Raw genomic sequence first — 12185 nt, forward strand, 5'->3', positions numbered from 1 at the left:
AGGCAGACAAAATCTACTCCCTGCTGAACGTCAAAGTCTTCAAAAATCAAATCATCTCCAAACACAGAGTTTAGTGCCTAACTGAAAAATGACTGTCATATATACCAATAACTTAGTCCCTAAAATGCGAAACTTGGGCTACGGCAATACTCAGCCCACTATTTCTCGATGAAACCTACAATTGCAGGGAAGTATCGTTGGAGATATTGAACAGTCTCTCTCCTTAGGGAGATTTGTTTATGAAAAAGATGTTGACAAGAAATCAGCCGCTGTCTTATTGTGCATCCAGTCGATTTTTATGGATGCGATTGATAATAAATATAGATTATATGAGGCGAAGACCTGTTGTGCAGGACTTCAAAGGGTCTGAAGATGAGTTGGAATTTATATCAACATTTGAGACTAAACTGAAAATCTGTGAGGTGTGAGGATGAATATGCTGAAGTTCTTGCTGTTTACAATTGTGATTTTTCCTGTGGCTAATGCTTACGGGCAGTTCACAAGTCTGAATCCTTTTTATTTCACATTATATAGTTCCGTAGCTTGGAGTGATTACAATAGAGATGGTCATGCGGATGTAGCGCTTTGTGGTTTAACTGGGAGTTCTTCGATTACATCAATTTACCGGGGCAATCCGGATGGGACATTCACAGACATAGGCGCTGGGCTGCCTGGTGTAGGTTATGGAAGCATAAATTGGGTTGATTATGATTGCGATGGAGATTTAGATCTGTTTTACTGCGGAGATGCCGGAGAATATCAAATCGTCACGAAACTATACCGCAACGATGGCAATAATATATTCATCGAAATCAATACAGGTATTTTGAAGCTTGAGTGCGATGGCAACAGCGCTATTGTGGAGGTTTCCGATTCCGTGTTTGCCATTATTCCTTATAGCTCGGAAAGCGAGGAAGTGCCTCCCCTATTCTCCACTACTATCCGTTCAATCATCCCCAATCCGTTTAGTGATTTGGCTAAAATCAGCTTTTCACTGTCCAAGTCCACATCGTTCAGCCTCACCGTCTATAATCTTAAAGGGCAAAATGTTACGACACTCTCCACAGGGAAACAAACCGCGGGTGAGTTCGAACTTTTGTGGGATGGCAGTGATAAGCATGGGGTCCGCGTTTCCTCAGGAGTCTATTTCCTTCGCTTGCAAACTCCCACTGCAGTGGTCATACGCAAAATGCTTCTGCTAAAATAGGATCAAATGACAAGAGGATGTCCTTCGAACTAAATTACATAGGTTTTCTGAAGCATTTGCAAATCGATAATTACTCTTTGGCCGTTGGTACTCCGCGCTCTTACAAATTTGCACCCGTTATTCCAGGCAGCAGCTCATGAAACGAGGTTTTTAGAATTTGCCCGTCAAAATATACGAAAAAGGCACTGTAGCGCAGCATGCCGATGCTGCGGAAGTGATGGTTCAGTGATGGATCAGTGACGGATCAAATTCACCATCCCAGGATAGTTGTCACTATTTAAGTAAGAGCATTCTCTTATTGCTGGAATTGCTGTCAGTAATCAATCGGTAAATGAAAATGCCACTGGCGACACTGCGTTCGGATTGATCAGTACCATTCCAAACCACGCTATGCATACCGGCTGCCTTGGATTCGTTTATCAGTGTCCGAACCTTTTGCCCCTTCAAATTGTAAACCTCAAGCCGGACATTCCCACTCTCAGGGATTTGATATGCAATCGTAGTGGAAGGATTGAAGGGATTGGGATAGTTCTGATGCAGAACGGCAAAAGGCATCTGTGGGGTTTGCGGATCATCCACTGAAACGGGAGCGCTCAAATCCAGAGCCATATACTTGATGTTTCCCCAGTCTATACTAATTATAGGAGGCAGCGTCGGACCCCACATGTTATCATCCATAAACATCAGATAGAGTCTTTTTTGGATCGATTCCTCCGTGGCGCCGACATCCATGAACCTATTTGATGGATAAACCCACATCGGAGTCATGCCGCTCAATTGAGCAGTATTGACAGCGCTCAATACTATCGGTTCCTGCCAGTTCTGTCCGCGGTCAAAGCTCACAGCGAGATAGATCTCCGGCGAATCCTCATAAGCCGCGTATTCCGGATAGTCTGCCGGATAGAGATTGTAATACCGGGCTTTTTGGCTATCCTGCCACAGACACGCCATCGTGCCGCTTGCATCGTCTTCCGTGATCCGCACGTAATTATAGTGAAAATACATGGCACCGCTTTGCTCGTTTTCGTCCCAGTGGCAGAAAGGAAAATGACAAGTAAATTCTGGCTGGGGCTGCAAATAGTGCCACACATCGGCGTTGTAGTCCCCATCGGCGTCCCAGGGCATCCACCAAAAATCGTCCCTGCTCGTTCCTGCGATTGGGAATATCTCTCGGATCTCAAATTCCGTGGAGACCGGATCAAAGACAAACTCTTTGACCGTGTTGAAGCCATTCGTCATGACCAGCCCGTCTATCTTCAGAGTCCATAAACCCGGGACATGCAGTTTGCCCTGTCTGTCGATCACGGCATTGAAGTGTGAAGAATTTGAGATATCGTAAAAGATATCCTCATCGGGAATGGGTCCATTGGCATTGTTGAACGCATGGATCATTTGAATGGGATTGTATGGATTGTAGGATGGGACTTTGCTCCGGAAAGAATGTCTCTGCCAGGTTCCTTGACCATAATTATCACATACGAAGACATCCAGATCCGGCTCGTTGACAGCAATAAAGGTAGCCGGATCAACGGCAAAATGATAGCCCGCGTAATAGATATTGCCGTCATTGCCGACCGCGAAGCTGCCAAACAACCGTCTATAGATTTGGGTGTTATCTACGTGCCAATCGTCCAATTCGGGAATCGTGGTGTATGACCAGTTCAGGCTTTGCATATTGAGCAGCATCGCGTCGTCGTAATCCGCATGAGCGATCAGCACATTCGGGGATGGACGATTGTTCACTGATACTTGGTTTCTGCCCAGAATATAGACTCTGCGCATTCCGGGGATGGGAGATGGTCCTGTCTGGATGCTGGGCCAGATGAAATGATCGTTTTCATAACCGGGTGGACCGACCGGGGGATCGAAAACCGGCTGCACCGGACTGTAGTGTCCGGGAAATCCGACCGGGAAATTCTCATAAAAAGAAACGACCTCCAAAAGGTTGTCGGTATCATGGTTTTCATGCCAGGCATAGAAAGGCTTGCCCATGGTTCTGTCCATGGCTATGGAGGGATATCCCATATTGCGGGAGGCGTCAATCCAAGGGTCTGTCACCGTCTGCATCTGCTCCGCGTCGTTAATATAGGTGAAATACACTTTGCGTATGCCGTTCGAAGTTCGTCTGGCATGGTAGGTCATGATTCTGCCACCTCCGAACAGAGGGGGAATCTCCTGCATCGGCAAATCATTGTAGCCGCCGATCATGTAATCATACCAGCTTGTCATAACCTGCACGGGATCGACGGAAACGCTGTATGTCCCGAAAACGCACACTGCTTCAAGACTGAGCAGGGCGCCCAGCATGGCAATCCTTAGAGCTTTCATATCTACCTCCAGGTTGGTTGCATTCTCTGGTAGAGCACTTCACTTGTCAAGCAGAAAATCGCCGGTGGACGCAAGTAAGCGCTGGAGACGGATTACCTTCCCCTAACGATATACCCCGGCATTTGTAGGCTTCATCGAGAAATAGTGAGCTTCGTTTTCCTTGTTTTCACCATTGAGCAGAGCTTGTCCTCGAACCTATCGGGGTATATGCCGATCCTGCGAAAATGTTCCCTTCCGCAGCATCGGTATGCTGCGCTACACAACGAACCATCGCTTTCGCGGCATGATCTCGGTTAAAAGTGGAAAGACCCCTTTAAAATCAGGAGCCACAGCCACTGATCTTTATCCACTTGAGCCATCCGAACCATTGCCAAATCCGCTGAATAGTCCTTGCCAAAGTGTCTGTAGCCCAAGGTAATGGGATATCTAAGATCATCGCTAATCGTTCTATCCGCCGCAAAAAACTCGGTAAAAAACGCACGCCTTGTGCCCATACTTACGTCGAATCCACCCATAAACACACCGATTTGCTCATCTTTACCATAGTCCAAACCCAGTCCCAGACCTCCATGTAGCCGGAGGGCTTTGTAATGGTAAGATCCAACCCCGCCGAGACTTACTAAGTCCAAAAAAGGCGTGGTGGTCAGCCAGGCAGCAGCGGAATGACGTCCCTTTTTGTAAAACCGATATTTACCGCTTAAAGTAAGTCCATCCAATGCTTCCTTATTAAAGGGAAAAACCGTGGTGCCATTGATCTGCAAATCGTCTGTGAGACCATATCCCAAGCTGTAAACCACCAACCACCATGTGGACAGCTGATATCGTCCTCCCGGCAGAGTGGTGGCGGTGGGGATCAGCAGCAAACCCGTATCGGCAGCCCTGAAAGTGTCTTTTTCAGTTTCGGCGACAAGACCGTAAAACATGGTCATCAGTATCAATAATACAATCAGACGTTTCATCTTCTCCATCTCCTTGTGAGTTTATTTTGCCTTTTTAAACATCGGTAAAGAATTTGTCAAGACAAATAAAAGCCTATCCTCCCAAGATGCCCAAAAGAACACCGGCGGCGACCGCCGAACCTACCACTCCGGCAACGTTTGGAGCCATCGCGTGCATGATCAGAAAGTTTGATCGGTCATATTTTTGACCCATGGTCTGGGAAACACGTGCCGAAGCTGGAACAGCGGAAACTCCGGCGTTTCCGATCAGCGGATTTATTTTGTCTTTCAAGAACAGATTGAGAATCTTGGCAAAGATTACGCCCGCGGCGGTTGCCACGCAAAATGAAACCGCACCGAGCGCAAATATCTTGAGTGCCGTGGGGGTGAGAAAAGTGTCCGCAGTGGTTTTGGCGCCGACAGTGAGGCCGATCAGGACGGTCACGATGTCGATCATCACGCTTCTGGCGGAAAGTGCCAGCCTTTCCGTGACGCCACTTTCCTTAAGCAGATTACCTAAAAACAGCATCGCCAACAGCACTACGCTGCCGGGTGCGATGAGTGCGGTCACGACGAATCCGACCAGGGGGAAATAGATTTTTTCGCGTTTGCTGACCACACGGATTGCTTTCATACGGATGACGCGTTCTTTACTCGTGGTGAGCAGTTTCATGATCGGCGGTTGCAATACCGGCACGAGGGACATATAGGAATAGGCAGCCAGTGCGATCGGACCGACCAAGTGCGGGGCAAGCTTTGAAGAAAGGAAGATCGAGGTGGGGCCATCCGCTCCTCCGATGATGCCGATAGACGCGGCTTCCATGATGTTGAATCCCAATAGGATAGATCCCATGAAGGTGGCAAAGATGCCAAATTGGGATGCCGCCCCCAATAGGATCAACTTGGGATTTGCGATCAGAGCGGAAAAATCCGTCATCGCGCCGATACCGAGAAAGATCAAAGCGGGATAGACGCCTTTGCTGACGCCAAAATAGAGATAATTGAGCACCGAACCCTCGGAACTGACGCCCAAGCCTTGCTGCGCCACGCCTGGAATATTCCCCAACACGATGCCAAAGCCGATAGGAATCAATAGCAGTGGTTCAAACTCTTTGGTGACAGCAAGATAGATAAAGATCAACCCCGCTATGATCATCACCATGTTGCCAACGGTGAAATTGAGAAAACCGGTGGTTTGGAGAAACTGCCTAAGCTCTTCCATGCGCTATTCCTCTATCTCGATCAGGGGATCGCCTTCCTGAACGCTGTCTCCCTTTTGCACATAAACCTTTTTGACCTTGCCTTTTCTGGTGCTGTGGATGTCCGATTCCATCTTCATCGCTTCGAGAACGAGGGCGACCTGATCCTCACGGATTCTGTCTCCGGGACGCACTTTGATTTCGATGATCATCCCCGGGATAGGAGCACGGAGGATATGATCCATGGATTTTTCAACCGGTTGTGCCGCTGCTTGCTGCCCCTGAACACGCGGGCGTGAAGATGCGGTTTTTCCCTTTACTTCCTCGCCGGAAAGGATCATCAACACGTCGCCTTCCTGCACGGGGGAGCGTTCCTTGACGAGGATCTTGGCGATTACAGCATCGATTGGCGAGGCGATCTCGGATTCCATCTTCATTGCTTCGAGCACGATGATCGTTTGTCCCTTTATCACTTTGTCGCCTTCCTTGACGGGGATGGAAACGATCACTCCGGGAATGGGGGCACGCATTTCTCCGCCGCTGAGATCGAAATCGCTGGAAAATGCCGGCGCGAGCGGAACGGATTGGTCCTGTTGTCCGAGCTTGGGCACGTTGGAAAGCGCATCGTCAAGGATTTCAACCATATAGTCCGTGCCGTTGATGTTTATCTTGGCATGGGTTCCGTTATATTCAATCACTTGGGCTTCAAACCTTTCGCCACTGATCACAAGTTTGTAGGTCTTCATTGCTGCTTATCTCCTTTTGTTTGAAAACTCGCGGTTTGGCATGGACATCACGCTGCTGGCACGCCACTGGTTAGTGGGAGTGCGTTTGAAGGTGAGCACCAGTTTGCGGCGTTCATCAATACTGAGTTTGTAGAGATGAAGAGCGATGACGGCTGCCGCGATCACATTGCTGTTGATGCCCTTGGGCTTATTCAGCAGTATGCCGGAATGGGAAACGACGATGGTCTTATCTTTGGGCTTTGGGTTGACGTTGAAGTGAAAAAGCTGGCTGATGATGAGGCTGGTGATGAGCAGCGCGGAAAACACGATCAGCATGCCTACGATGGTGACGGAAACGCTGTAGGACATTATATGGTCGTCAAAATTCCGGGAGATGCTTTCAATGCTGTCCGGCTTGATACCCAGAGCCTGCAGGGAGGATTTATCCCGCGATCCGCTGAGGGGGTCGTAGCCCAGCAGCTGTCGCATTTTCTTGATCGGGATTTTTTTGAGCGCCGCGGTTTCGGACACGGTGGAAAGTTCGTTAAAACCATGTATGCTATACTGTTGAGCCAGGAGGGCGCGGTAAGGAGTGATGCCGAGTTTGCGCAGGCTCATTTCGTCTAGGACTTTGTTTCCAGGTTCGAGGTTGAGATAGCTCTTCCATTTATCGAGATCGGCGATATCAAGCTTTTTGGCGACATCGATCAGTTTATAGCGGTCAGTGAAGCCATATTCGTCCATGATCTCCGCTTCTCTCAGCATGGAAAGGCTATCAGGAATCGCCGGTTGGACGCTCAACGAGGCTGGTTGTGCGATCAGAGGGAAGAAAATGAGCAGCATTGCCAAGGGCAGGATTAGTCGGCTCAGATTCATGTATTGTTCCCGATCATAAAGGAATGTTTCCATGCTTACGCGCTGGAATGCTATCCTTTTTATTGGCAAGCATTTCCAGCGCACGGATGAGACGGAAACGAGTGCGTGCGGGCTCGATGATATCGTCTATGAAGCCACGTTCGGCGGCGTTGTAGGGATTGGCAAATTTCTCGCGGTATTCTTCTTCCCTTTCCTTCAGTGCTTTTTTAGGATCATCCGAGGCTTGGGCTTCCTTGCGGAAGATCACTTCGACAGCGCTTTTGGGACCCATCACCGCGATTTCAGCACTGGGCCACGCATAGACAAGATCAGCCCGCATGTGGCGGCTGTTCATCACGCAATAGGCACCACCATAGGCTTTGCGAAGGATGACGGTGATCTTTGGAACCGTAGCTTCCGCAAAGGCATAGAGCATCTTGGCGCCATGGCGGATGATGCCGTTGTGTTCCTGATTCGTTCCGGGAAGAAAGCCGGGGACGTCCTCCAATACGATGATGGGAACGTTGAAGGCATCGCAGAAACGCACAAATCTCGCAGATTTGACCGAGGCATCAATATCAAGAACCCCGGCAAGAACTTTTGGCTGGTTGGCGACAATGCCCACGGGGTGTCCGTTCATTCTGGCAAAGCCGACGAGGATGTTTTGGGCATAGTTTTTCATCACTTGCAGGAATTCGCCTTCGTCCACGAGTTCGTGGATGACGTCAAGCATGTCATAGGGCTTGTTCGGATTTTCCGGAATGATATGGTTGAGGGCTTCGCAAGAACGGTTCACTGTGTCGTGAGTGGGCGTGTAAGGCGGATCTTCCATGTTGTTCGAAGGCAAATAGCTGAGCAGCATCTTGATCAGCATCATGGTTTCTTCCTCGTTGTTGGACATGAAGTGCGCCACGCCGCTTTTACTGGTATGCACTCCCGAGCCTCCGAGGTCTTCGGTGGTGACCGTTTCGTTGAGCACAGTTTTGACGACCTTGGGACCGGTCACAAACATATAGCTGTTGTGCTTTTCCATGATGATAAAATCTGTGATCGCTGGGGAATAGACCGCTCCACCGGCACAGGGACCGAGGATTGCCGAAATCTGTGGGATGACTCCGCTTGCCATCACGTTGCGCCAAAATATTTCGGCATAACCTGCGAGTGCATCGACGCCCTCCTGGATGCGTGCTCCGCCACTATCGTTCAGTCCGATCAAGGGGCTGCCGTTCTTGAGTGCCATGTCCATCACTTTGCAGATTTTCTCCGCATAGGTTTTGGATAGCGAGCCGCCAAACACGGTGAAATCCTGGGCAAAGACATAGACCACGCGTTCGTTGATGGTTGCGCAGCCGGTGACGACACCGTCTCCGGAATAGACGGTATCCTCCATGCCAAAATTGTGGCATTGGTGCGTGACAAAGAGGTCAAACTCCTCAAAGCTGTCCGGATCGACTAAAAGTGCGATGCGTTCACGGGCGGTGAGCTTGCCTTTTTCATGCTGCTCTTTGATGCGTTTCTCACCACCGCCCAAGCGGGCTTGGTCGCGCTTTTCGCGCAGCATGATGATCTTCTTTGATGTTTCCATCACTCTATCCTTAGTTTGTATTATTATTTTATCATAGCTACAGGTCATTTTTTTTCAGCACCTGTTTTCGTAAAGCTATTTCGTGATGAGGTGAAGGATGGCGATGGTTAATTCGTAATCCGGTTGAGCTTGTCTTTATGGCGAAAAGGATTATCCTGTTATTAAATAAATATGCCTAATCAGGGAGGTTACAATGCAGTCGGATTTGGATATTGCACACCAGGTGAGGCTACTACCGATAGATGAGATCGCTGCCAAGATCGGTTTGAAACCCGATGACTTGGATCATTATGGAGACTTTAAAGCCAAAATCCGCTACAAAGCGCTTTTTGCGACGAAGGACAACCCCATCGGCAAGCTCATCCTCGTTTCCGCCATCACGCCAACACCCGCAGGAGAAGGTAAAACCACCGTTTCCATCGGGCTCTCGCAAGCGCTCAATAAATTGGGCAAAAAGTCCATTGTCGCCATCCGCGAGCCCTCGCTGGGTCCAGTCTTTGGCATCAAGGGAGGAGCCGCAGGAGGGGGCTGGTCACAGGTTTTGCCCATGGAAGATATCAACCTTCATTTCACAGGGGATTTTCATGCCGTCACCGCTGCCAATAACACACTTGCGGCGCTGATCGACAACTATATCTATTATGACAACGAGCTGCACCTCGATCCCAGACGCATCACCTGGAAAAGGGTGTTGGACGTAAATGACCGCATGTTGCGCCACATCGTCATTGGTTTGGGCGGCAGCAAACAAGGCTTCCCCAGAGAGGACGGATTTGATATCACCCCCGCCTCGGAGATCATGGCTATCTTATGTCTTTCCAACAACATGGACGAGATCAAAGAGCGCATCGGAAAGATCACTGTGGGCTTCACATATAGCGGAGAACCGGTGCATGTGCATCAGCTCGGTTTCGAAGGCGCCATTGCAGCACTGCTCAAAGACGCGCTCAAACCAAACATTGTTCAAACCACTGAAAACACTGTGGCATTTGTGCATGGCGGACCTTTTGCAAATATCGCCCAAGGCGCAAACAGCATCCTCGCCACCAAAACGGCGTTGCGGCTCTCAGACTATGTGGTTACCGAAGCTGGGTTTGGCTTTGATCTCGGAGCTGAGAAGTTCTTTGATCTCGTCTGTAAGTACGGAGGGTTCTGCACGGACGCGGTTGTGCTCGTGGCAACGGTGCGCGCCCTCAAGGTGCATGGCGGAGCCAAGCTAAAGGATCTCTCCGTGCCCGATCCCAAAGCCGTGGAAGGGGGGCTGGTCAACCTCGCCAAGCACATGGAAAACATCCACAAATTCGGCATGAAATCCATCATCGCCATCAACCGTTTTCCCTCGGACACCGATGAGGAGATCGGTATTATCGTTGACTTTGTCCGCGCGAACGATTTTGAGGTTTCCGTTGTGGAATTCCATGCCCAAGGCGGAGCCGGAGGTCTCGACCTGGCACAAAAAGTTATCGACATGGTGGACAAAGACTTCTGCCAATACCGCGGGCTCTACGACTGGAACGATACGGTGGAAAACAAGATATTCACCATCGCTTCCGAGATCTACGGCGCGCAGAAAGTTGACTATACCACCGAAGCCAAGGCAGATCTGAAAAAGATCAAGAAGTATGGCTTTGACAAACTGCCCATTTGCATCGCAAAGACGCAGAAATCCCTATCGGACAACCCTGAACTGATCGGAAGGCCAAAGGACTTCCTCGTCACCGTGCGCGAGATCGTCATCGCCAGCGGTGCGGGATTCCTGGTTCCCATCACTGGCGAAATCATGCGCATGCCCGGTTTGCCGAAACATCCTTCTGCCGAAGTGATCGACGTCGAAGGAGACGGAAACATCATCGGACTTTTTTGATCCAACTAATGGCAACCGGAGTAAAACACCATAATTGAGAATTGGTGGGAAACATAACGCTTGACAGAATCAGGGCTATTGCACATTTTACACGCCAACCTGAGGGGGAACCAAAGTATGAAAAAACGACTTCTGATAGCTACCGGCGGTGGAGATTGTCCCGGACTGAACGCTGTCATCCGTGCCATCGTCAAACGAGCCTCCCAAGAACATAACTGGGATATATTGGGCAGTATCGATGCCTTCGACGGCATCCTGCGTGATCCGATGCACCTTGTGGAACTAACCATGGACAGCGTGGCGGGGATTCACGTCAAAGGCGGAACCATCATCGGTACCACCAACAAAGGCGGACCCTTTGAATGGCCGGTGAAAAACTCGGATGGAACCTGGTCTTTGGTGGACAGATCGCAGGATTTTCTTGATCGTCTGCGTTATCAAAACATCGAAGCCGTCATCAACATCGGCGGAGACGGCTCACAACGCATCTCCCAAAGGCTTTTTGAGATGGGCTGCCCGATTATCGGTGTCCCCAAAACCATCGACAACGACCTCTCGGACACGGATTTTACCTTTGGGTTTCAAACCGCAGTGGATGTCGCCACAGACGCGGTTGACAAGCTCGTCACCACCGCTGCCAGCCATCATCGGATCCTGATTTTGGAAGTGATGGGACGCTATGCAGGTTGGATCGCTTTGCATGCATCAATCGCGGGGGGAGCGGAAGTTTGCCTGATACCCGAAATCCCTTACGACATCAATAAAGTCGTGAGAGCGATAAACGCGCGCATAGATTCCGGAAAGGGCTTTGCCAATGTGGTCATCGCCGAAGGCGCCATTCCGGTCGCCGGCGGGATGACTTTCAGCGAAAACGATGAGCCGGGCGCGATGAATATCCGGCTCGGCGGAGCGGGCTTGCGGCTTTCACAGGAACTCAAGGACGCTGGCTTGGAGATCGATATCCGCGAAACCATCCTTGGTCATCTGCAACGCGGCGGCAGACCCAATTCCTTTGACCGCATTCTTGCCTCGATGTTTGGCGTCAAAGCCTTTGAACTCGTCCTCGAAAAAAAATGGGGACACATGGCAGCATACCGGCATCCCAATATCATCGGCGTCCCGATCAGCGAAGCGATCAAGGTCTACAACCTTGTGGACATCAATTCCGATATTGTTAAAACTGCCCGCGGGCTAGGCATTTCCATGGGAGATTGAGGGTAGCAGGATTTTTTGACTTTGTGGAAAGGTATGCCTGTAGCGCACATGCCGATGCTGCGAAGGTGGAAGAGATGAGAGATGTTTGTCGGTGAACGATTGAAACAACTATGCAGTGCCTCATTGAACGTATTATACAAAGTTTATTTTGTAATGTCATAAATCAAGATAACTGCAATGGCACAACGATGAAACAGTCTCGTTAGTCAAGTCTCCAAACACGTCTACCATGTGTGCCATCATTTGCTTGAGTGAATCGAAGACACGAT

9 protein-coding genes are annotated in these 12185 nt (G+C 49.8%); 3 read left to right on the forward strand and 6 right to left on the reverse strand.

The genetic code is table 11. The features are described from left to right. Positions 1-430: 430 nt before the first annotated feature. Entirely contained in the window at positions 431-1207 is a 777-nt protein-coding gene (locus Q8M98_07615; GenBank protein ID MDP3114631.1) for an FG-GAP-like repeat-containing protein, read from the forward strand. Positions 1208-1480: 273 nt separating this feature from the next. On the opposite strand, the gene Q8M98_07620 is transcribed toward Q8M98_07615, so the two are convergent. The 6 genes from Q8M98_07620 to Q8M98_07645 form a co-directional block, all read right to left on the reverse strand. Continuing rightward, positions 1481-3535, reverse strand: coding sequence for a T9SS type A sorting domain-containing protein (locus Q8M98_07620; protein MDP3114632.1), 2055 nt, complete (start codon positions 3533-3535; stop codon positions 1481-1483). 293 nt (positions 3536-3828) lie between these two features. Then, positions 3829-4494, reverse strand: coding sequence for a hypothetical protein (locus Q8M98_07625; protein MDP3114633.1), 666 nt, complete (start codon positions 4492-4494; stop codon positions 3829-3831). A 73-nt stretch (positions 4495-4567) separates the two neighbouring features. Beyond that, entirely contained in the window at positions 4568-5695 is a 1128-nt protein-coding gene (locus Q8M98_07630; GenBank protein MDP3114634.1) for a sodium ion-translocating decarboxylase subunit beta, read from the reverse strand. A 3-nt stretch (positions 5696-5698) separates the two neighbouring features. After that, positions 5699-6418 (reverse strand): biotin/lipoyl-containing protein, encoded by a 720-nt coding sequence (locus Q8M98_07635; protein MDP3114635.1) that lies wholly within the window; start codon positions 6416-6418, stop codon positions 5699-5701. Positions 6419-6424: 6 nt separating this feature from the next. After that, the gene (locus Q8M98_07640; protein ID MDP3114636.1) at positions 6425-7306 is read right to left on the reverse strand and encodes an OadG family protein; all 882 of its coding nucleotides are present in this window, start codon (positions 7304-7306) and stop codon (positions 6425-6427) included. Further along, a complete protein-coding gene (locus Q8M98_07645) occupies positions 7287-8837 on the reverse strand; it encodes an acyl-CoA carboxylase subunit beta (protein MDP3114637.1) in 1551 nt (516 codons plus the stop codon). Before Q8M98_07645 ends, Q8M98_07640 begins: the two co-directional genes overlap by 20 nt. A gap of 193 nt (positions 8838-9030) precedes the next feature. Here Q8M98_07645 and Q8M98_07650 point away from each other — a divergent pair, with 193 nt between their 5' ends. Both Q8M98_07650 and Q8M98_07655 read left to right on the forward strand, forming a co-directional pair. After that, positions 9031-10701 (forward strand): formate--tetrahydrofolate ligase, encoded by a 1671-nt coding sequence (locus Q8M98_07650; GenBank protein MDP3114638.1) that lies wholly within the window; start codon positions 9031-9033, stop codon positions 10699-10701. A gap of 117 nt (positions 10702-10818) precedes the next feature. Further along, positions 10819-11916: an ATP-dependent 6-phosphofructokinase gene (locus Q8M98_07655; GenBank protein ID MDP3114639.1), complete on the forward strand. Its 1098-nt coding sequence runs from the start codon at positions 10819-10821 to the stop codon at positions 11914-11916. Positions 11917-12185 lie beyond the last annotated feature (269 nt).

This window comes from Candidatus Cloacimonadaceae bacterium (assembly GCA_030693415.1).
In the GTDB taxonomy this organism is placed as follows: domain Bacteria; phylum Cloacimonadota; class Cloacimonadia; order Cloacimonadales; family Cloacimonadaceae; genus JAUYAR01.

Coding starts and splice junctions, on each gene's coding strand:
- Q8M98_07640 (MDP3114636.1), bottom strand. CDS start 7,306: ATGGAAACATTCCTTTATGATCGGGAACAATACATGAATCTGAGCCGA.
- Q8M98_07635 (MDP3114635.1), bottom strand. CDS start 6,418: ATGAAGACCTACAAACTTGTGATCAGTGGCGAAAGGTTTGAAGCCCAA.
- Q8M98_07655 (MDP3114639.1), top strand. CDS start 10,819: ATGAAAAAACGACTTCTGATAGCTACCGGCGGTGGAGATTGTCCCGGA.
- Q8M98_07620 (MDP3114632.1), bottom strand. CDS start 3,535: ATGAAAGCTCTAAGGATTGCCATGCTGGGCGCCCTGCTCAGTCTTGAA.
- Q8M98_07630 (MDP3114634.1), bottom strand. CDS start 5,695: ATGGAAGAGCTTAGGCAGTTTCTCCAAACCACCGGTTTTCTCAATTTC.
- Q8M98_07645 (MDP3114637.1), bottom strand. CDS start 8,837: ATGGAAACATCAAAGAAGATCATCATGCTGCGCGAAAAGCGCGACCAA.
- Q8M98_07625 (MDP3114633.1), bottom strand. CDS start 4,494: ATGAAACGTCTGATTGTATTATTGATACTGATGACCATGTTTTACGGT.
- Q8M98_07615 (MDP3114631.1), top strand. CDS start 431: ATGAATATGCTGAAGTTCTTGCTGTTTACAATTGTGATTTTTCCTGTG.
- Q8M98_07650 (MDP3114638.1), top strand. CDS start 9,031: ATGCAGTCGGATTTGGATATTGCACACCAGGTGAGGCTACTACCGATA.